The organism is Paenibacillus sp. FSL F4-0243 (assembly GCF_037963295.1).
Lineage (GTDB): Bacteria > Bacillota > Bacilli > Paenibacillales > Paenibacillaceae > Paenibacillus_AQ.
This window is the reverse complement of record NZ_CP150151.1, coordinates 2,277,684-2,301,129: the sequence shown is the minus strand read 5'-3', so window position 1 is coordinate 2,301,129 and position 23,446 is coordinate 2,277,684. Positions and strand designations below refer to the sequence as shown.

General features: G+C 43.0%; 14 protein-coding genes. 5 read left to right on the top strand and 9 right to left on the bottom strand.

What is annotated here, in order from left to right; translation table 11 throughout:
• Window positions 1-55: 55 nt before the first annotated feature.
• From NSS87_RS09985 to NSS87_RS09965, 5 genes are all read right to left on the bottom strand, one after another.
• Window positions 56-1,159: a glycoside hydrolase family 88 protein gene (locus tag NSS87_RS09985; protein WP_076283267.1), complete on the bottom strand. Its 1,104-nt coding sequence runs from the start codon at window positions 1,157-1,159 to the stop codon at window positions 56-58.
• A gap of 41 nt (window positions 1,160-1,200) precedes the next feature.
• Window positions 1,201-2,076, bottom strand: a complete 876-nt coding sequence (locus NSS87_RS09980) for a carbohydrate ABC transporter permease (RefSeq protein WP_042186649.1) — start codon at window positions 2,074-2,076, stop codon at window positions 1,201-1,203.
• A 21-nt stretch (window positions 2,077-2,097) separates the two neighbouring features.
• A complete protein-coding gene (locus NSS87_RS09975; RefSeq protein WP_042186647.1) occupies window positions 2,098-3,066 on the bottom strand; it encodes a sugar ABC transporter permease in 969 nt (322 codons plus the stop codon).
• 104 nt (window positions 3,067-3,170) lie between these two features.
• Complete coding sequence (locus NSS87_RS09970) at window positions 3,171-4,733, bottom strand: extracellular solute-binding protein (RefSeq protein WP_042186645.1); 1,563 nt, start codon at window positions 4,731-4,733, stop codon at window positions 3,171-3,173.
• Window positions 4,734-4,910: 177 nt separating this feature from the next.
• Window positions 4,911-6,428 (bottom strand): extracellular solute-binding protein, encoded by a 1,518-nt coding sequence (locus NSS87_RS09965; RefSeq protein WP_339246687.1) that lies wholly within the window; start codon window positions 6,426-6,428, stop codon window positions 4,911-4,913.
• Between the two features lie 179 nt (window positions 6,429-6,607).
• On the opposite strand from NSS87_RS09965, the gene NSS87_RS09960 reads away from it, so the two are divergent.
• The 5 genes from NSS87_RS09960 (at window position 6,608) to NSS87_RS09940 (ending at window position 13,449) form a co-directional block, all read left to right on the top strand.
• Window positions 6,608-8,953, top strand: a complete 2,346-nt coding sequence (locus tag NSS87_RS09960) for a helix-turn-helix domain-containing protein (RefSeq protein WP_042186641.1) — start codon at window positions 6,608-6,610, stop codon at window positions 8,951-8,953.
• A gap of 528 nt (window positions 8,954-9,481) precedes the next feature.
• Complete coding sequence (locus NSS87_RS09955) at window positions 9,482-10,198, top strand: rhamnogalacturonan acetylesterase (RefSeq protein ID WP_339246683.1); 717 nt, start codon at window positions 9,482-9,484, stop codon at window positions 10,196-10,198.
• A complete protein-coding gene (locus NSS87_RS09950; RefSeq protein ID WP_339246680.1) occupies window positions 10,185-11,285 on the top strand; it encodes a mandelate racemase/muconate lactonizing enzyme family protein in 1,101 nt (366 codons plus the stop codon). The genes NSS87_RS09955 and NSS87_RS09950 overlap by 14 nt, the downstream gene beginning before the upstream one ends.
• Window positions 11,286-11,302: 17 nt before the next feature.
• A complete protein-coding gene (locus NSS87_RS09945) occupies window positions 11,303-12,145 on the top strand; it encodes a sugar phosphate isomerase/epimerase (protein WP_339246678.1) in 843 nt (280 codons plus the stop codon).
• Between the two features lie 143 nt (window positions 12,146-12,288).
• Complete coding sequence (locus tag NSS87_RS09940) at window positions 12,289-13,449, top strand: glycosyltransferase family 1 protein (RefSeq protein ID WP_339246676.1); 1,161 nt, start codon at window positions 12,289-12,291, stop codon at window positions 13,447-13,449.
• Here the strand turns inward: NSS87_RS09940 and NSS87_RS09935 are convergent.
• The 4 genes from NSS87_RS09935 to NSS87_RS09920 form a co-directional block, all read right to left on the bottom strand.
• A complete protein-coding gene (locus NSS87_RS09935) occupies window positions 13,421-13,885 on the bottom strand; it encodes a DUF2269 family protein (protein WP_042186633.1) in 465 nt (154 codons plus the stop codon). The genes NSS87_RS09940 and NSS87_RS09935 overlap by 29 nt on opposite strands.
• A 148-nt stretch (window positions 13,886-14,033) precedes the next feature.
• Entirely contained in the window at window positions 14,034-20,405 is a 6,372-nt protein-coding gene (locus NSS87_RS09930) for an SGNH/GDSL hydrolase family protein (protein ID WP_339248500.1), read from the bottom strand.
• 235 nt (window positions 20,406-20,640) lie between these two features.
• The gene (locus tag NSS87_RS09925) at window positions 20,641-22,473 is read right to left on the bottom strand and encodes a UbiD family decarboxylase (RefSeq protein WP_339246672.1); all 1,833 of its coding nucleotides are present in this window, start codon (window positions 22,471-22,473) and stop codon (window positions 20,641-20,643) included.
• Between the two features lie 110 nt (window positions 22,474-22,583).
• Window positions 22,584-23,105, bottom strand: a complete 522-nt coding sequence (locus NSS87_RS09920; RefSeq protein ID WP_042186629.1) for a serine acetyltransferase — start codon at window positions 23,103-23,105, stop codon at window positions 22,584-22,586.
• Between the last annotated feature and the right edge of the window lie 341 nt (window positions 23,106-23,446).

Genomic DNA, 23,446 nt, shown 5'->3' with positions numbered 1-23,446 from the left:
ACTTGATTCTCAGTCCCAGAGAATCAAGTCATTGTCTAGTAAGAATTCAATCGAATCACCCTTGGATTAAGCTCTCCATCTCAACACAAGCCATCACCAACGCGCCTACGCCATGTAAATCATTTTTAACTTTAGGTCTAGTGACGTAACTCTCGTAATCTCCAGCCGAAGTACCGATACAGATGTCCGGCAAAATCAACCTATCCTGCTCATCCCACTGAATGATTTGGATTAACCCTTCATACCCTTTTCTAGCCGAGGCTGTAGCGACTTCCACATCGCTTACAATGCCATGCTTCACTGCTTTGGCAATCGTGTAGACGAATAAACATGAACCTGAGGTCTCCAGCCAATTATCCGGCTCATGCCCCTTATCTACGACCTGATACCAAAGTCCACTTACGGGATCTTGATAACGAATAAGGGCATCAACAAAATCACGTAAAGTAGAAGATAATTCAGCTCGGGCTGGGTCTTGGACGGCCAACAGATCAAGAAATTGCGACAATGCGAGACCATACCAGCCCAGCGATCTGCTCCAAAATTCCGGTGAGCACCCTGTCTCCGGGTTTGACCATGGCATCCGGCGGCTCTCGTCCCAAGCATGATACAATAACCCGGTTGTCTCATCTTTCATATACTTACGCATTAACATCTCTTGATGGAGAACTGTATCACGCAAGCTAGGATCGCCATAGACATTAGCATATTTTAACGAGAATACGCCTGCCATATAAAGCCCATCTAACCACATTTGGTTAGCATATTTATCCTTATGCCAATACCCACCTTCAGAGGTTTTGTTTAACGTAAGCAATAAATTCCTCAGCTTCTCCGCAGCAATGTGATACTTGAGTTTACCTGTCCGTTTATGAAGAATAAACAGCAGTTGTCCAGCTTGAACAGCATCCAGCTCATCGCGGGCGAAATAAAAGTTACCATATTCATCTACCAAATCATCCACGTATTCCTGAATATAGTTAATATAGCGGTCTTCTTGATAAGCATTCCACAAAAGCTCCATACCACACAGAAATACACCTTGATGGTAATGCCAACGATGTGCTGGAGGAAGCTCTCCCGCTCTATAAGTATCCATTAAAGAATCGCATGCCTTTTTTGCCCAATCCATTGGTGTTGTTGGTATCCTGCCAGTCATCTCCAAGCTCCTTCCAAAGAATAATCTCTCTCTTCCTCTTATTAGCCCTTCATAGAACCTAACATGGCACCTTTGGCAAAATGCTTCTGTATGAATGGATATACACAAACTATTGGTAAAGTAGCAACAACGATAACAGCCATTTTAATTGTTTGGTCTGGCGGTGGAACAGTTGTATCCAGTGTAGAGCTGTGATCCATACCGCTGGCAAGGACAACAATTTGTCTGAGCAGAACCTGTATTGGCCACTTCGAACTATCATCCAAATACAGAATCGCATTCATGTAAGTATTCCAATACGTAACCGCATAGAACAATCCGATAGTCGCTAACGCAGGTAAGGATAATGGCAATACAATTCGAAATAATATTCCGAAGTCGTTGCAACCATCAATTTTGGCCGACTCCTCCAGACCTTCAGGTATATTTTGGAAAAAATTTCTCAAAATGATCATGTTAAACGCACTAATTGCTGAAGGAAGAATAAGCGCTGCATAACTGTCTATTAGTCCCAATTCCTTTACCACGAGGAAGGTTGGGATCATTCCACCATGAAAGAGCATCGTGAACACAACCATAAAGTTAACCACTTTACGTCCGTCCAGATCTCTTCTGGTAAGAGCGTAGGCCATCAAAGAAGTTATAAACAAACTAAGGAAAGTACCGACTGCCGTAACACCAATGGAAACACCCATGGCTTTAAATATTGTATTCGTTGAAAAGATGAACTTGTATGCTTCCAGACTCCATACCTTTGGGATCAGTACAAACTTACTAGAAGCTAGTTCTGCACTCGTTGTGAAAGAGCCTGCTACAACGTGAACAAGGGGGAGCACAGTTATTAAAGCAATGATCGCAAGCAGCGTGAAGTTTATAGCAGAAAAAATTCTGCCACTGATTGTTTTATCTTCTACCATTTCTATTCCTCCCACAACATATCAATAAACGCCTTCTTCTCCCATTTTCTTAGATGCTTTATTCACCAACATAACCATGATCAAGCCGACAATTGATTTGAAGAATCCAATGGCTGTACTGTAACTAAACTGCCCCTGTCTCAGACCAGCAGTATATACATACGTATCGATAATTTCCGCAACTTCTCGATTCATGGAGTTAAGCAGCAGAAACACATGTTCAAATCCAAGATCCAGAACGGAACCAATTTTCAAAATAAATAATGTGATAATTACGCCTCTAATCGCTGGAAGTGTAATATGCCAGACTTGTCTGAGTCGTCCAGCTCCATCCATACGTGATGCTTCGTAAAGTCCTGGATCAATGGCAGCTATGGAAGCTAAATAAATAATCGTTCCCCAGCCTGCTTCTCTCCAAATCACCTGAATAATATACATGGGCCTGAACCATCCAGGATTCAGCAGGAAATTAATTTTTTCAAATCCGAAATAGGAAAGTAGCTCGTTGATAATTCCTCCATCCATCGTAACCATTACAAAAGAAATGGAGACGATGATAACCAACGACAGAAAATGGGGCAAATAGAAGATCGTCTGAAAGGTTCTTTTGAAAAAGCTGCCTTGAAGTTCATTCAACATCAGGGCAAGAATAATCGGCATTGGAAAATAGATAAGAATGTTTAATCCGAAAAGCACAAGTGTGTTCACTAAAATATTTAAGAAATCCGGCTCTGTGAACAACCTGCTGAAATGCTTCATTCCTACCCAGTTACTGCCTGTTATTCCTTGATAAGGTTTGTAATCTTGAAAGGCGATAATTAGTCCGTACATAGGAAAATATTTAAAAATAATAAAATATAGCACTCCCGGTGTTAGCATGACGTAGAGCCATTTATTTCTCCACAGACGCTTTTTAAGTTCACTGCTGCTCTTGTAAGTCTCACGCTTTATTTGTGGAGCTGGACTGGGCTGTGCGGTGAGTTCCTGCATGATTCTCTTCCTTTCTCCTTCTTTATTCAAACTCTTTATTTCTCCATGTGACTATGAAGAGAAAAGGTTGTTGAAACAAAATCAACAACCTTTTCAGCTAGGTTTTATTTCTTATACAATGCGTTGTACTCATCAATAATCTTAGCTCCGCCACGGTTCTTCCAGTTCTCAACTTCTTTTTCGAACCCTGCTTTGTCGATCTGTCCATAGATATATTTATAAGTTGCATCGGTAATAATCTGTTGAAGCTCAACACCTTTTTCTGTGTACGTAGCCGAATCCATCGCAGCTGTTGGATCTGGTACCCCCACCTTGACATTCTCAAGAACCAATTGATCCGCATGAATTCTTCCTGGCAGCGTGTTATAGTTCTCGTACATTCCATTGGTTTCAGCTTCGCCGATAACGCTGTCCTTATATCCTTTTACTTCACGTTCAATCAATTCTTTGTCATCTGTAGCTTTTGCTTTACCGTCTTCAACGGTATAGTGAGTACCCTCTATTCCCCAATACATCAAATTAGCTACTTCTGGGGTCATCATTTGATCAAAGAAAGCAAGAATCTTCTTGAGTTCTGCCTCATCCTTTACAGCAGATTTTGGGAACAAGACAACATTGTTATAGCCTGGAATCATCCATTGAGCATACTTTCCATCTGGACTTGCAACCATACTATGCGCATCCAAAACAGCATCAGGGTTATTCTTAATAGTATCTTTATTGAGGGAATCAATATCTTGCATGGAGCCCCCAATATAGAGTCCACCCTTTCCAGCCTTAAACATATTTACAGCATCTGTTTTACTGGTAGCAGCGAAATCTTGATTAATGTATCCGCCATCACGAGCTTTTTTGAAGAAGTCCATCGTGTCGAAATATTCATCGAATGTAAATTCAGGCGCTAATTTTCCATCCTTCTCTCCCCAGGTGTTCGGTGTTCCGAACCAAGAAGAGACAGTTTTGAAAGCTCCATAGGTCAACTCATTACGGTCAATAATACCTGTAGTATCTTTCTGTCCATTACCGTCTGGATCTTGTTCCGTGAAGGCCTTAGCCATTTCGAATAATTCATCTACATTTGCTGGTGCAGCAAGTCCTAATTTATCAGCCCAGTCTTTTCTGTAAATGATACCTTGACGTGCTAGAGGGCGGCCGATATATAAGGTGTACAGCTTGCCGTCCACTTTCGTGTTATTCAGAATTTCTGGTTTCAATTTACTCAAATTAGGAAACTCGCTTAATAGCGGACCTATTTCCCAGAATTGTCCGTCTTTTATCGCTTCTTTCATCTGAATGAAGGTTGTCTGATTCTTCAAGTACGTCACTTGCGGCAGTGAGCCGGTTGCAAAAGATGAATTAAGTTTTTCTTCATAAGTATCAGCCGGGAAAAATTGATAGGTCAGCTTCGTGTTGGTCAATTTTTCAAGTTCAAGCTTAATCGTATCAGGCGGGGTCTCTGGAATATTTAACGGAAGCATAATCTTAATTTCTGTTGGTCCTGCTTTCACTTCTTCTTTAGGTGCTTCTGTCTCAACCGGCTTAGCAGTGCTCTCACCACTTGCAGTTTCAGAACTTGCTTGATTGTTGTTGTTACCACCACATCCAGCTAACAATGTGCTGAACGCTAACAGTGCCGTCAACAACATGGTGAAGGATTTCTTCTTCATACCATTTTGACCTCCATAATTTGTATTGGTTACGAGTTCCACGTTACATCGTCGGCAAGGTTACGAAAACAATCATTTCCCCATAAAGGCCCGTTCTTAAAGGGATCTGAGCAAATGATTATGGTGATAACACAAAAAAATCCACCGCGTCATCCGCAGTGGATCAAACTAACCTATTTACTTTTCTATCCCAAGCTCAGCCTCACCATATTCCTTAATAATCTGATCTCCTCCGCTAGCTCTCCATTTCTCAACTTCCTTCTGGAATCCCTCAGCGGTTATATTGCCTAGTATGTAATTGTACGTAGCATCCACAATAATGGTAGACAGTTCCACATTTTTCTCATCATAGGTGGATGAGCTTAAAGACACGGTCGGATCGTCGACCAGAAAAGATTCATTATCTTTACTTAGCTGATCCGCAAGTGAGGTCAATTGCTCCTTCTGAGCCACCTCCATAATGTTCTTATTACTAATATCTGCAATCATCAAAGAATATAACGGATTTACTTCTTGCACCCGCAGTTCTGAGGTTTCCTCGGGAAGAATGATTTTTCCACCCTCAAGCTTATAATGGCGCCCTTCAAACCCATACATCATTATATTCGCTACATCTTTATCCATGGTTCGATCAAAGAATTCGAGTACCTCGCGGAGTTCATCCTCCGTAGCAATGGCTTTTTTGGAGAAGAGATAGAGTCCATTATAATTGGGTATCGACCACACCTTATATCCTTCAGGCCCTTCGATCCGATTGATTAACGTAAGTTCTGCCTTTGGATTCAAATTCTGAGCTTCAATAGACAGCCGCTTTACATCTGTCATACTGCCAATAAATACACCAGCAATACCATTAATGAACTTATCGCGTTGTACTTCTTTGCTCGTTAAGGCGAAATCCTGATTAATAATTTTCTCATCATATAATTTCTTCATGAAATTCATGGTGTTCATATACTCAGCGGTCACAAATTCAGGAACGAATTGATGATTCTCTAGTTTCCAATTATTCGGGGTGCCAAAATACGAACTTAATGTCTTGAATACCCCATACACAAGATCATTTCGATCGACTAATCCGAAGGTATCCTGTTTGCCATTCTGATCTGGATCGTTGTATGTAAATTGCCTCATAACCTCATACAGTTCATCCAGTGTTTGTGGATTATTTAAATGGAGATTGTCGAGCCAATCCTTACGAATAATGACCCCCTGTCTGGAAGAGGGGCGTTCCGTATATAGGCCATAGATCTTACTATCTACAGAAGTCTGCTTAAGAATAGCGGGGTTCAGTTGTTTAAGATTGGAGAACTCCTGAAGATAGGGGCCGATCTCCCAAAAGGCATCCGAACGAATAGCATTTTTCACCAGATTGTAGTCTGAGAATTTTACAAATGTGACCTTTCCGAGGGAATTGGTCGTAAGCGCCGTGTTCATCTTATCCGTGTATACCCCCTCTGGAACCCACCTTATATCGAGCTTCACACCTGTCAGTTTTTCGATCTCTGCCATAATCTCTTTCGAAGGCTGTTGTGGAAAATGAAGGGGTGCCAAAATTGAGATGCTAGGGGAAGATACTACTGGGCCGGCTTCGGCAGATTCCTTATCGTTGCAAGCGCTTAAAAAAGAGAAGACGAGCATGGTAAATAAGCAGAAATACAGCGTTGCCCTTTTACCCATAGATACTTTAGACATTTCTGTGGCCTCCTAGGTATTGTAAGGATTATCACTCTATATCTTGAAAATTTTACAATTTATAAGCATAATTAGAGCTAATGATTATCACAGAACGAGATGATTATTGTTATTTCATACCAAGTTACATACACTTAGATCAAGTGTCTACTTCTACATAAGTAAAGGTGCTGAGTCCCGTGAGACCATTAAGCTTTCTAAGTAAGCTAACGATGTTTGCCTTTGTAATTAGCACGCTGCCTGTATTGTTCATCGGTTCTTTTTCATATTTCACATCTTCAAAAGAAATTCAAAAGAACGTTAACAACAGCAAAATGGAATTAATCTTACAAATCACCTCAAATGTAGAACATAAGTTAACAACTGTCAATCAAACATTAAACCAAGTGATCAATTCTAGTGTATTAAAAAAAGCACTAAACAACCCTTTAAATGAAACCGATTTCATTTTATACAATGATTTAAGAAACGAAATTCGCAATATGCAGTCCTTCGATACGAAGCTGGAAGATGTCATCTTATTAAATCAGCAGCAAAATTGGATGATCAAAAATTCTGGTGTTTATCGCTTAAATGAGTACAAGGACCATGCGCAGCTCACCAACCTGATGAATATTGCCGAAGATACCTCGTGGATCCTGAACCCGTCCTCCATATTTTACAGTGAGGAAAGCATTAACGTCACAGGCTGTAACTACAGCATTAGTCTTATCAAGAAACTCCCAACCAATAAGCTGCAAAAATATGGGCTTGCCTTAGCTAATATTCCTGTCTGCAGTCTTCAGGATTTCATTAACTCGGATGTACAGCCACTCGATGATATTATCGTTCTGGATAAGACAGGTCGATTCCTGCTCCATCCGGACCGCAACTTGATCGGGAAACCAATGAAAGAAGGCGGATTTACAGAAGATTCTTTCATTACTAATCCATCTAAACTTTCAGGACAGTTTAAGACCAGGATCCACAAGAAGGATTACTCCGTCACTTACATGCGCTCTCAGATGAATGGCTGGGTCTATCTTTCGGTCACATCCATGGAAAGTTTAACGAAAGAATCCAAAAAAATTAGCCTGTTTACGATATTCGTGTGTAGCTTTATGCTTCTATTGTCTATTCTCTTGGCATGGATCGGTTCAAGACGGATGTACACTCCCATTGAAAGACTACTCAATCAAATGGGCCAACGCAAACCGGACATTAAATCCAGACACACGAATGAATTTCAGATTATTGGAGAACAAGTTCATTCTTTATTCCAATCCAAATCACAGCTGGAAAAAGAAGTCCGTCAGCATATCCAACAAGTGCGTACCTTCTTCCTAATCAATGCTTTCCATGGCAACGTTAAGAAGCGCGATCTGCACGAAGAGCTGGAACAATTCGGCTACCATAAGCAGCTCGAAGAATGGAAGACGATGGCTGTGATTACGTTGTCGATTGATTTTGCCGATGATTCCAGCTATGAGAAAAAAGATCTTAATCTCTTATTATTCGCTGCCCACAATATAATCGAAGAGTTAGTCTGCCCTGAACAACGACTGGCACCAGTAATTATGGATCATGCAGTAGTCGTCTTATTGGGGAGTCCAGACAGTGATACCGAGTCTTTTCACAAGACATTATATTCATTAACGGAGAAGCTGCAGCAGGAAATAAACAACTACCTAAAGCTTCAGGTGAGCATTGGTTTGAGCCTTCCCTTCAACACCTTCGATAAATTATCCACGGCTTACAGAGAGGGACTCGAAGCATTGAAGCATCGGATCAAACTTGGTAAAGGTGTCATTATCCAGTATGAAAATATTAACTCTGGCAAGCACTATCTGAATTTGAACTACCCTACTCATAAAGAAAATGACTTACTGGATGCTATCAAATTAGCTGAAACAGATAAAGCAAAAGAACTCATTCATTTGCTCTTCAAATCTATCTTTGCTCATGAGCTTTCACCACAGGAATACCAGATCCCGTTGACGCGCTTACTCAATAATTTACTCATTATGATGCAGGAATCCGGTATTAGCTTAAATCAAATTTATCATGCTAATGGTTCCATATTTGAGGAGCTGCATGACCTCCATACTGTAACGGAGATTGAAGATTGGTTTTGGAGCATGGTCATTTATCCGATGATCAAGATTTTTAACAGCAGACAAAATGCTCAATACCACAACATCTCAGAGAAGATTATCGATTTAATACAACATGATTACGATACAGATCTTACTTTAGAAGAATGTGCTTCACGTCTGCATTATAATGCCAACTATATCAGCAGCGTCTTCCGTAAGGAGACCCAGTACTATTTCAGCGAATATTTAACGATGTACCGATTTAAAATGGCGAAAAAATGGCTGAAGGAAACTGACATGCCCATTAAAGATATTGCAGCCAAATTAAGATATAACAACTCTCAGAACTTCATTCGCTCTTTCCGTAAGCAGGAAGGCATGACACCCGGACAATACCGGGATCACAACGCTGGCACAAAACTTAAATCCACCTTTGACGAATCAATGTAAAAAGAGAGAACTGTTGTTCAGGTGGAACAAGCATAAACGTCTTCGGCGTCCTAATATGGACGGCAAGCGTTTAAGCGAGAAATATAAGACATAAAGTATCGTGTGAAACTTATACTTTCTTATATTTTCAAAAAAAGAGTCTCTCTTTTTTTCTAAAATATGTTAACGTGTGCATATAATCTTTTAAGGAGGAATTGGAACACAATGTTGAGCTTCCGTGTACATTCCAACCATGCAGAACAAACCGAGCTCTCTCTGGAAACCTCACTACTCACCCTTTATCCTCTTGCAACGCCTGGGAGACCGCCCAACACAAGCTGAGCTTCACGCCTACTCCTCAGAATCACAGATGACTTCTCTATCACCTCCAACTTTTATATGGACTACAGCAAATGATGCCAGCGTTCCTGTGGAGAATAAGGACGGCATGGTTTAAGGCTTGCTTAAGAACATCCTCATTGCCAGCAATGGCTTTCCCTTTCTGAGAAATGGCTAAGTAAACACCACTACATTCAAGGAGAAGATCCTATGACACCCACATTATTTATCGCGGGAGATTCCACTGCGGCTATCAAAGGCGCTGGAGAAAAACCTATGACTGGCTGGGGAGAATACCTGCAAGGTTATTTTGGGATTTCTGTTCGAATCGAGAATCGCGCCATTAATGGTCGCAGTACCAAATCCTTTATAACTGACGGCCGTTTGGAGGACATCCTTAAAGACTTCAAGACCGGTGACTACCTCTTCATTCAATTTGGACATAACGATGAGAAAAAAGAAGATCCTTTGCGTTACACTGATCCCGACACTGAATATCGCCGCAACCTAATTCAATATATTGAAGCTGCTCGGCAGTTAGGCGGGACTCCGGTTCTACTAACCTCTGTAAGTCGCCGCCGCTTCAACTCCGATGGAGAGCTTGACCCGCTTGCAGTAGGCGCTTATCCCGAGGCTATGAAGCAGGTAGCTGAAGAAACGCAAACACCACTGCTTGATATTTTCGCAGCTTCGCAAGTGCTCTATCGTTCGTTAGGTGTTGAAGAATCCAAAAATTTATTCATGCATTTGCCTGAAAAAGCACATCCGAATTACCCAAATGGAGTTATGGATGATACTCATTTCTCTGATCAAGGTGCTCAGCACATCGCCAGACTTGTGGTTCAGGCTATTGAACAATCTACTGCCTTACCATTAACAGACTTACAACAACTACTACAAGGAGTGATCACAGATGTCTCTAATTAAAGAAGTTATTACAGAGTACTATCGTATCCCTTTGCCGGAAATCATGGAGGACGCTAAACACGGACTGCACACTCACTTTGAAGTTCCCATTGTCAAAATTAGAACCGATGACGGTCGTGAAGGGGTAGGTTATACCTATACTGGCGGATTTGGCGGCAAAGCGATCTGCTCACTAATTGCGAATGAATTAACTCAGATCTTAATCGGTAAGGATGCTAGCTGTGTGGAAAGTATCTGGGAGCAGATGAACTGGGGAATACATTATGTTGCTCGCGGGGGTCTGGCTAGCTTCGCCATTGCAGCATGTGACATCGCTTTATGGGATTTACGTGCGAAGAAAGCAGATGAACCGCTTTACAAACTTCTGGGTGGCGCAAGCAATGAGGTCAAATGTTATGGCGGAGCGATTGATTTGAATTTCCCATTAGAAAAGCTCCTCCTCAACAATCAAAAATACTTAGATATGGGCCTGCAGGCTGTCAAAATTAAACTAGGCCAAAAAACATTAGCTGAAGATGTGGAACGAGTGGCTGCGGTGCGCCAATTAATCGGTCCAGATGTGGCCTTTATGGTCGATGCGAATATGAGCTGGAGTGTAGAAAAAGCGATTAAAGCCGCTCGTGAATTTTTGAAATACGATATCCTCTTCTTAGAAGAACCAACGATTCCGGAAGATTATGCCGGCTATGCGCGTATTGCAGAAGAATCAGGCATTGCTGTTGCAGGCGGAGAAAACCTTCGGACCTTAACCGAATTCCATCACATGCTGCAATATGGCCATGTAGATTTCCCTCAACCGGATGCTTCCAATATAGGCGGAATTACGGGCTGGTTAAAGGTAGCTCACTTAACACAAGCCTATAACCTTTCCGTTTCCACACATGGGATGCAGGAATTACACGTTAGTTTATTAGCAGCTATGCCAAATGCTGGTTATCTCGAAATGCATAGCTTCCCTATCGATCAATACACTACACGTCCGCTAGTGATTAACAAAGACAATGGGATGGCAGTTGCGCCTGAAGTAACAGGCACTGGTGTTACCTTTGACTGGGATAAATTAGCACCTCACAAACAACAATACTAATAGGAGCGATCGATCATATGAGTATTCCCCTGCACCTAGGTGTTCGAGCACATGATTTCACACAAGTTCCATTGAAGGATTTAATTGAGAAGCTTCAGTTTTATAATTTCGCTCATATTCAGTTTGCACTTAAGAAATCTTTTCCTGACAGCACTCCGAGTCTGACTGCTATAAGCCCTGGAACAGCTAGTTATTACGGAAATGCCTTTAGACAGGCTGGTATTCAGATTGCGGTGCTTGGCTGTTACGTTAATATTGTAGACACCGATCCATACAAACGGGCACAAGCGTTAGCCGAGTTCAATACCCATCTTCGCTTGGCCAGAGATTTCGGTGCCAGTCTAGTAGGTACGGAAACCGGAAGTATGGGACTTGGGTATACCACAGATAATTTTACAGAAGAAGCTTTTCAACAGGTCGTTACTTCGGTAAAGCTAATGGTCGCAGAGGCCGAACGTTTTGGTGTGACGGTAGGTATTGAAGCAGGACTTCATCATCCACTGTATTCCGCTTCCTTAACTCGCCGACTGCTGGATGAGATTCCTTCTAATAATCTTCAGATCATATTGGATTGCGCAAATCTAATGTCACCTACAAATTACTTGCATCAGGAAGCTATTATTATGGAAGCTTTGAAGCTCTTAGGAAATCGAATTGCCATCATTCATTTAAAAGATTTTATCGTGCAAGATGGAGCCATCAGAATTGTTCCTGTAGGTCAGGGCTGGCTTGAGTTTGAGCCGATTCTCCGTTATATGAAATACGAGCGTCCGCATATTCAGGGCATCTTAGAGAGTACTCCTGAATCGCATCTAAGAGAAAGCATCGCTTTTATACAGCGGATATATGAAGAAGTGTAAATATAAGATCTATACAAAAAAATCCACTGTACACCTCATTACCTTGTGCAGTGGATTTTTATATTCTGTTTAACATCCGTTTGACCTCCATGAAATAATGGGCTGTTATGATCAAGACATCAAGAGTACCTGGGAGGGGTTCTATGCGTCTTGCTTTATTTACAGACACATTTCTTCCGCAAACGAATGGTGTCTCACTTACGCTTCAGCGCTTAACCACTCATTTGAACCGGCGAGGTATCGAGCATCTGCTATTTTCGCCGAAATCTGCTCCTGAAGACAGTTATGCCGATCCCATACGTCCCATTACCAGTATCCCCTTTTTCTTATACCCGGAATGTAGACTCGCGCTGCCGAATATGTCCTCCATCCAGTCAGAGCTAAAAGCTTTTCGACCCGATCTGCTTCATTTGGCTACTCCATTCAATATTGGTCTATGCGGCCTTCGCTATGCGCGAAAGCTTGGCCTGCCTCATGTCGCCTCCTATCATACCCATTTTGATCGCTATCTTGAATATTATCGGATGAAAAAAATTGTTCCTCTTTATTGGAAGTACATGAAGTGGTTTCATCGGTCCTGCGATGCTACCTTCGCTCCCTCCAATGAAACACTCGATTCCCTACAAGCTCAAGGTTTTCAACGTTTGAAGCTTTGGTCTAGAGGCATCGACTGCAATCTCTACACTCCGAAAAAACGCAGCTATCAGGTCCGTGATCGTTACGGAATTACCGCACCGATATTACTTCTGTACGTGGGAAGGATTGCTCCTGAAAAAGATATCAACACCCTTGCTCTCGCCATGCAGCAATTGCCCGAGTCTATGCAAGCTCAGGTACATTGGTTAGTTGTTGGAGACGGTCCCTTATTATCAGAGATGCGGGCGCAGGCGCCGCAAAATGTCACGTTTACGGGCTACAAACACGGTGAAGAGCTTGCCCAATTGTATGCCTCAGCTGATCTATTCGTCTTCCCTTCCAGTACGGAAACCTTCGGTAATGTTGTCCTTGAAGCCATGGCCTCTGGACTGCCTGTCCTCGCCGTAAATGAAGGCGGGGTGAAGGATCTGGTTACACCCGGTCGCACCGGAATAATCGCCCCACCTCGTTCCCCGGATGCTTTTATTCGTGAGATTTGTGCATGTATAGAGCAACCCCAAAAGCTGGCTGCTATGGGTTATGAGGGGCGACAGCTGGCGCTCGGCCGCTCGTGGGAGAGCATTTTTGATGGACTCATTCGCGATTATGAAGAGATCATTGAGAATAGACGCTTCGATCTTATACCGGCTTTACTACCATTAATATAATAATGACGATAGTGAGCACATGTACAGCTGCTTCTAACGGAGCGATCTTATTCATAGCGGCGTTGTAGCCTACAGGGATTTCGTCGCCTTCACTCGCCATCACGAGCTGGGTCAGCTTTTTCAATCGAGGCTCAACAAATCCAATAATAATGACTTCTATCACGATAAAAAATAATAATGAAAGATTGATCCACAACACCGACAAGCCCATTTTATCAATGATCATTAACAAAATGCCTGTAACGATCAGGGTAATCCCACCCGTTTTAGGGAATCTGTTGATTGTCTTCATCATGCCAAATACAAAACGAAGCTGGCTGCCTGTCTTGGCAGAGCTTGTCAGTATTGGCAGCACAAAAGCTGGTCCAATTCCCACTATGGCCGCTATAACATGTATGACTACCACAATCTTAGAGATAATATCCGTCAATTCCATGATTACAATCCTCCCTATCATTCGTTGTTTAGATTCATATGACGATGATAGTGGAAATAGTCTTGCAGAATCCTTTAAATCTTAGATAATCTCAAAAAGCGCCTAGCCGGATATTACCGACGTAGGCGCTTTTTTAACTATTGCTTAATTATTTTACCGAGACTTTCATAACTGTACTTTCACTAACGCCTTGATCATTCATCAGTTCTACACGGTATTCATAAACACCCGGAGATCGATTCGTGATCGAAGTAGAAGCCGTTTGGGCATTCGGAGTATTTGCTGTTAAAGTCTGTGTATCGATCAGCACTCCATTCTCATACAAGCGATACACTTTGCCGTTCATCCCCCACCATAGATTCATGGTCACTTTATACTCTCCATCACCATCCCAGTTGTCATTAGATAACACTGGCTTACCTGGCGCAGCATCCTTCACAGTAACCACATGAGAAGTAGATACCGTCGTTCCAAAAGAATTGGTTAGCTCAGCCGTGTAGGTGTAGGTACCGTTTTCTTTTCCAGTAACACTAGTCACTGCGGTCTGTGCGGTTGGGGAGTCGTCACGTAAGGTTTGCGTGTCAATCAAGGTACCGTTCTCATAAAGCTTGTAGACCGTACCGTTATTGCCCCACCACATATTCATTGTGATTTTGTAATCCCCGTCCAAGAGTCCTGTATCCTGCCCATTGTTATTGGATAGAACCGGTTGTCCCGGAACTCCTGTTGCCTTCTGAGGTCCACTTACGACCACAATTACTTGTTCAGTCGTCGAGAGTCCAGCGTTATTCACAGCTGTTGCGATGAACGTATGCGATCCCGCAAGTCCTTTGAGTGGAATCTCATCTCCATAGACAACTTCTTTTCCATCAAAGGTGATATCCAGACTACGAATACCAGACTCAGGATCTTCTGCTACGACCTGTACCTTCAAGATATCCGATTCACTCATTTGAATAGAAGGTAAACCAGTGATTACAGGCGTCGTAGTGTCCTCTGTTTCCACAGGCGAGCCTACATATTGAATTTTAGGTGCTGCTGGTTGTTCCATGCCTTCGCCAAGAAAAAATCCAGGATGCGGAGGTTGATTATAACCCACGTTCTGCCAAGCCACTCCCAGTCGGTAGATCGGATCATGCATCAAAGTGCGAATACGATAATCTGTCATATCCGTTGTTGTATAGATTCGTAATTCAGAACTGTCCGTTGCTCGCCAGATCACTTCTTCACGCCAATCCCCGAACAGATCCGCCTGCAAGCTTGGATTCGCCTTGGTGCCATTATTAGAAGAGGCTCCAGTTGCCGTCAACAAATTAGCTGTTGTCTGGTTGGTATAATCCCACTTATCCACTCGATTAGAATCCAGCAATTCACGTAAAAGATCACCGTCCCACCAAATGCCAAAATTCGTAGAAGAAGGCAGCTTATTCGTGATTAGCTCTCCCTGTGCACTATATATGCCTGTAACAGGAATCTGCACCTCATTGGTAATCGTTGCAGCCCATACCTCTTCACCGGTATAACGCGGGTCAATATCTGCTGACATTCCGCGTCCAGTATCAATTCCCGTGAACACACCCCATATGGTTTCCCCTGTAGCTGCATCACGCATTTCAATACCATACTTGGAATCGGTATGCTCATGTACATCAAAGACCTCCAACCCCGGTCTGGTAGGATCAAGATCTCCGAAATGGATCGCATCCCCATGACCAAGCTTTGTATTATACAGTGGCAATCCATCATCATCGATCGCCATCGCGCCGAAGGTTATTTCGTCCTTGCCGTCACCATCTACATCTCCTACTGAAAGGTTATGGTTTCCTTGACCGGCATACTCTCCATATCCTTCATCGTTGGAATCGAAACGCCATACTTTTTCGAGCTTGCCACCACGATAATTGTAAGCTGCAAGCACGGTTCTAGTGTAATAACCACGGCTAAAAATCACGCTTGGCTGTTCACCATCTAAGTAAGCTACGGCGGCTAAAAAGCGGTCCACCCGATTACCATAGGCATCGCCCCAAGCGCCCACATCACCACGCGGCGGATCATAACTAACCGTATCCACTGCCCGGCCTGTTGCCCCTTCGAACACTGTTAAATACTCATTGCCGAGGAGCAAATAACCCGAGCTATTGCGATAGTCTGCACTTGCATCACCGATCACGGTACCTTGACCATCAACCGTACCATCTGCTGTCTTCAGCATAATCTCAGCACGCCCGTCACTGTCCAAATCGTAAACCATGAATGGTGAATAATGCGCGCCCGCACGAATATTAGGCCCTAAATTAATCCGCCATAAACGTGTGCCATCTAGCTTATAAGCATCCATATAGACTAGTCCTGTATAACCTGCCTGAGAGTTATCTTTACTGTTCGAAGGCGACCATAACATAATGATTTCGTAGACCCCATCACCATCCACATCCCCTACACTTGCATCCCCTGCACTATACGTATAAGGCTGACCGTCTTTGGTGTAATCATCTGCTGGTTTTTGCAAGGGGATAGATAGGTATTGCTTCTGCCATACGCTGAATTCTTCCGAAGCCGCTTTTTCGACTCCATTGATTACTGATGTAATTCTATATTTGGCGTCAGCTGTACCGGAAGTGTCAAGATAGTTCGTGCTTTGAGTAATTAACAAATCATTTAGCTTCTCTTCCCCACGATACAGATTGAATCCAATCGATTCTGGATCCAGACCTAACATCCGCCAGCTGATATAAACACCCGCATCTGTCTTAACCGCTATAGGCGCACGATCCAGCGCCTCCATCTTCCGGTATAGCGTTGTCACCGCTGAGGTTTCCAGCGAAGCGGAAAGATCAGAGATACCGCCTGCATTTACCGAGGCAACTTTGTAATAGTAAGGAATTGTACTTAAAATGGTCGTGTCTGTGTATGAAGCTTCGAATGATTTGTCGATTAGAATGAACTCACCATCCGCGGATTTCGCACGATAAATGTTGAACATCCTTGCATCTGATACCTCATTCCACGTAAAGGTCACATCATTTTTGTTCGTAGATTGTACTGCTAGACCACTAGGTACGGCTGCTTTTGCTACAGCTGGATCAATCATAGACACCTTTAAGGCATTAGATGTTACGGATTCCAGTCCCGTGCTGTCCACCGAAGTTACCGTATAGATGTATTCCATACCGATATCCGCAGTGGTATCTGTGTAAAGCGGCTCTGTTGTATCGCCCAGCAGCTCTGCACTATTCGCAACCGTTGCCTGACGATACACTCGGTATTTCAGCGCACCATCCATACCATCCCAAGAAAGATTAGCTGTGATAGGCTCATTGTTTAAGTCCAGACTACCCAGTTTCAGATTCGTTGGGGCTAATAATAGCGGTGTGATTTCCAGTCCATTGAGATGAGCCGTTGTGCCACTAAAAACAAGATTCATCTGACCGTCTTTGACAGCGATCTGGTTATACAGCTTCTCAGCAATATTTTCCTTACCTGAAGAGACTGTTCCATAATCTTTGCCTTCAATCGCTACATTCGTCTTGGTAGAACCAATCCAATCTCCGGTATAGGTCTTAACGGAATAATAACCATTCGGTAAATCAACTTTAAATTCATACGAGCCTCCAAAATAGATCACGAAATCTCTACGAAGGGCATCAGTTGCACTACCGCGATCTCGATCACTCATACCTTCACTTGAGGACAAGCCATAACCACGTTCTGTTGTATAAAGTACATTACGATTCACTTCCGTATAACCGGCGGCAACGGGTGAGCCAACAGGTCCAAAATCATAACGATATTGAGCGGACTTCGTAGTCAGCTTAACTTCATCTGAAGGCTCAGACTCTCCTAACCCATTTACTGCAGTCACTCGAACGGAGTAGCTGTTACCTTCCGCCATTCCGCTTAATGTTAAAGTTGGAACAGTGGCAGTTCCCGCCAATGCGTAAGCAGTTTCAGCTTCGGACGCTAGCTTACGATAGATTTTATAAATATCAGCACCCTCTACTTTATCCCATTTCAGTACTGCACCTGCATTACTGATACTTCCCGCTACAAGACCTTGTGGCTTGGCAGGCACTGTTTCTGGCTGCTTAATGTCCTGTACAAAGCTGGAGAGCGGAATGTTTAATTGCTCTATTCCTTTGGCCAACAGACGAGCCATTTGAATCGCTCCGTACTCTTGAAAGTGAGTATCGTCTGCTGACCCATTCGGGAAAGCACCATATATCCCTGCATCGAGGTGAAGGAATACAGAGCGTGTAGCTGCAAAACCAATCGAATTGTAATAAGCGACACTTAGCGCGCTAAGATCAACCATTTCCACATGCAGCTCATTGGCTACCTCTTTCATCGCCTGCACATATTCAGGGAAACTCACATTAAATTTTTCCGTGGCAGCATTATAATCTCTGCGGCCCATCGGGGTCACCAGAATCGGAGTCGCTCCTCTTTGTCTGGCACCCTCGACATACGTTTTTAAATAATTTTTGTAATCTGCTGGAGAGGCATACCGATCAGGAACACTGATCGTTGCGTCATTGTGACCAAATTGGATAAGGAAATAATCACCTGGCTGTATCTTTCGCAGTACTTCATCCAGCCGCCCCTCTACAATAAATGACTTAGAGCTGCGGCCTCCGATAGCGTGATTCTTAAACGTTACTTCCTCACTAAAGAAATCAGGAATCATTTGTCCCCAGCCAGCCTGTGGTATCCAGTAAGGATCGTAAGTCTGCACAGTGGAATCACCCGCAATATAAACTGCAGGCAATTCATTAGCAGGACGATCTGGCTGCTTAGTAATCACCAGTGCATTGATATTAGGCTTCATGCCAGAGAACACCAAGTTCATTTGTCCATCCACCAGAGCAATGTCAAAGCTCATTTCCAAATACTGACCAGCTGTTTTACTTGTCTGCTGAACTTTTTGAATGGATTCTACTTTGATGCCAATGTCCGTGTCTCCGGCGCTATCTCCAGCGATAAGCGACACAGTATAGTCACCATTCGGTAAATCTACATTAAAGGTAGTATCCTTAGGGACTACCAAATCCGATCGCAAAGGATCAGTGGTTTCCCGGTCTACACCAGTTACCTTTGATATATCCGTAAATCCATATTTAACCGCAGAGGAATAAGATACCCCCGCATCGACCTTAAGATAACCTTCCGCCGCAGCACCTGGGCCAAAATCAAAGGAATATACATTTCCTTCTGGCAATGTTACAGGTGGCGTGTATACCATACTTTCCACTTTGTTAGATAACTGGGATTCTCCTTGGGCATTAGCAGCTTTTACTCCATAATATTGCCGTTTAGAGGTATCCACTGCTACATCCGTAAATGTCGCCGTCCCCGACTGCCCAATCTCATGGAAACTTCCATCTGCTGAATCAGACCTTAAGATTGTATAACGGGTAGCTCCCGCCACGTTGTTCCAACTTAGCTGAACAGAACTCGCACCCACGCTGACAATCGAAAGGCCCGTTGGTACTGCCGGAACCTCTGCCCCCGGAATTTCATCTACCGTCACAGATGCACTCAAAGCAGACTCCTCACCGCTGCCTTTAACAGCAGACACATTATAAATGTAGCCACTGCCTTCATTTACGTCTGAATCCACGTAGTTGTTCGCAGCAACTTGACCTATCGATTGAATGGCCCCGCTAGGAAGCTCTGTCCGATATATATTGTAATAGACTGCTTCTGTCACGCTGCTCCACCCGAGGGAGACTGCAGTGGGCGAGAGATTCGTAACCGCTAAGTCCTCAGGAGCCTGCAGTGGACCCGGCACGATTTGCTGAATTATAAGTTCATTTAAATACCCGCCAACCCCTGTACCCGTGATGCCAACGGTTAGTTGACCGTCTTGGACAGTCGTGCGGTAAGTGGCTTGATTTACAGCCTGCTTGCTGCTTATTGAACCAGCCGTAACATCTTCTAAGGTAATCGTAGTTTTAGTTGTACTTGTGCCTGCCAATAAATCTCCTGAGAATACAGTCACATCGTAATCCCCATTAGGAAGATCCACTAGAAAGGCGTAGGACAATCCCAGTACAAAATCATTAGTCAGTTCATCTCCGCCCGAGCGATTTCTTGAGGCAACCGCCTGATCTAAACCATATCCTAGCTCCTTCGTATACAACTTTGATTCATGCACAGCTGTATAACCACTCATTACAGGACTTGTTGCCGTTCCAAAATCATATCGCAAAGTTATTGGACCTGAATCCGCACTGGCTGGTTGCACTCCAAATGTTGTAGAGGGAAATAGAGATGAACAAATGAAGACCCACGACAATAACACAATAAGTATTTTATTCCCCATTTTATTTCTCTTCATCTTCCGTGCTTCACCCGCTTTCTTATGATTGAAAGAACTTAGTACGTATCTGGCCCCGTTGTAGTAAACGCTTACAATAAGTTTCATTGTCATTCGTTCTTCAAATATAAGTTCACTTCGTGCGCGTATCCCCTCCTCCTTGCTCAGACACTTTTCTGGATAATTATTTCCAGATGCACTCATATCCAACACGATACTACCACCTAAGTTTCACTATGAACATTTAAAAAACAGAGTTTATCATACACTAAACCGTTCAAATCACTCGCCTATAGTTATAAAATCCTACGATTTCGTGACAAGCTGGGACATAAAACCCAGAATACACCTATACATTTTTAATTTCATATGAGTAAAATCATTTCAAAAAACAGCAAAAAGACCTCTTTGGTTTCCCAAGAAGGTCTTTGAGTTATGGTTAGATCTTACCGTTTAAGCTCCCACCTGGAGCAAATAATCGTTCGATATGCTTTTGAACCACTGGATCCGGAATTAATGGTGGCGCTTGATGAGGTTTTACACGCGCATCAATAATCACGTTATCACATGACCAATGCTTATACTCCGTTGAACTATTCACGCCATATATATCATGAGAAGGATTGCTGCGTGTGAACGTCGCCCATAGGAAATTCTCAATTCTATCACTTAAGAACTCGCTATTATCACATACAATAATCATCGGACAAGATGGGAGTGCTCCCTGTACTTGAATCGCTTCGCTAAGCTTGTTCATTTCCTGCGCTGCTTCAGCGTAAGTAGTGAATTTAGAGCCTTGAAGTGCCACGAGACCCGGCATCACCATCTTTGCATGTCCAAATCCCTGTAGTTCTTCAAGTATGTCAGGAACCTCTGTACATAGCTCTCTTTTCTTCTCCCCAACCGCAGCGAAAATCACCTTACTTCCGCTGTTTAGTCCTGTACCAGAATAATCAAGGGTATCAATCGTTGTATTCGTATAGAAATGAATATCTCTGCGAAGATTAATTCGCTCTAAAATATACGTCAAGAAATCCTCAACATCATGTGTGCTGATAGGTTGTTTCTCTTCGGCTGTAATAAACAAGAATTTAGCTAAACTAAGCTGACCTGTGCCTAATATCCGATTCGCAATCGTAAGAATCTCCGCTGGCTGCTTCACTTGTTGATAAGGTGTATAACGTTCACTGCCAATCGCAAACAAAAGGGGATGAACACCAGCAGCATCTACTGCATGAACTTCTTTGACACCCGGGATTTCTTGTCGGATAGCTCCACCCGTTAACTCGTGAATTAACTCACCAAAAGCGGTATCCTCTTGTGGGGGTCTGCCGACAACCGTAAATGGAAAGATTGCATTCTTTTTAGCGTACACTTTATGTACTTTCATAACTGGAAAAGGATGCACTAAGCTGTAATAGCCTAAATGATCGCCAAAAGGTCCTTCCGGCTTCGTCTCACCAGGATGAATTTCCCCTGTGATCACAAAATCCGCATCATTACTAATGCAATATCCATCTACATAGCTATAGCTGAAATGACGTCCCGAAAGTAAACCGGCAACGATCATCTCACTCATACCCTCAGGCAAAGGCATTACAGCCGATAACGTATGCGCTGGAGGTCCGCCGATAAAACAGCTCACTTTAAGCGGTTCTCCTTTTCGATTGGCTCTTTCTTGATGCACGCCGATACCGCGGTGAATTTGATAGTGAATACCAACCTCTTTATTGAGTTCATAATCATTACCATTCAACTGAACACGGTACATCCCCAGATTGGAATTCATAATGCCAGGCTTGTCTGGATCTTCGGAATACACTTGCGGCAATGTGACAAAAGCGCCACCATCCTCCGGCCAATGTGTGATCAGCGGAAGATCAGAAATACTGATTTCCTGAAAACCACTTGGTAGACCACCCGGCTTTTTAATAGGCAATGCTTTTCTCGCAGATAGTCCTGTCCCTACATATTTAAAAGGATTCTTAAGTGCCTTCATAGGATCGTTACGAAGTGCAATTACGTTATGTGTGGAGTTCCAAGTACGCCGAAAAATAAACTTACTGCGCTCTAGCGTTCCAAAAAGGTTAGATAAGGCACGAAATTTCGAGCCTTTTACATTTTCAAATAATAATGCAGGGCCACCAGCTTCATAAACCTTCAAGTGAATCGCGGCCATCTCCAGATAAGGGTCCACTTCTTCACGAATACGAACCAAATGTCCATGTTTCTCTAAATCATTAACACACTCTTCTAAATTGCTATATTTCATTTCATTACTCCGATCTCTAGAAGGTTATTACAAGATTTCTTGGATGCTTTAATTATACCCTGTAACTTTTTAAAATAAAGCGATACCCTATGTAATAGAACATCCCGCCGTTATCTTGTATTCTCAGGTTTGGGTTCATCTCTTAAAATATTTCTGGCAGGAATCCCTACTGCCGAAGCATTATCCGGCACATCTTTAACCACAACAGACATAGCTCCGATATTAACATCGTTCCCCAGCGTAACCGGGCCTAGTATCTTAGAACCTACTCCGATAAATGCTCTATCACCAATCACGGGTTCCCCTAAGTTATTTCTCCCCCCAATGGTCACTTGGTGAAAAATAGTAGCGTTGTTGCCAATCACCGCTTTAGGACTAATGATAATTCCATTTAACCCATGCGGTAAATGAAGTGCATCACCAATTTGAGCCTCTGCATGAAGCTCTCCACTGGCAACAATTCGAACAAAAAGCACATCCATTATTCGATATAGGAGCCACAAAGGTTTGCGGATCAGGCCACTTTTCACCCGATAATACACCCAATTTCCAAAACGATAAGTAAACAAAGCCATAATCGTTTGTGGATTTTTTAGATTTGCCTTCCAGTCCGTTTTGAATAATTTCATCATTGTATCATCCTCCTATTGGGGCAAGATATGAACTATATTCTCGTGAAATGAAAGCCTTAGTGTGGCAAGCATAAACGCCTTCGGCGTCCTTACAAGGACGGTAAGCGTTTAAGCGAGAAATATAAGGATGATGTATAGCGTGAAACTTATACTTTCTTATATTTTGAAAAAATATTCTGGGAGGATCGCAGGATGGAGAGTCATTCGGGTGATTGTGCTTTCACCAGTGTATGTTAGATTCAGAGATTCATCAAGAAGTGGACAGTTCTCCCTATATAAACATCAACCGATTACAAGCCTTCTTAAACAACAACACGCGCCGAGGTGATATCGGCGCGCGC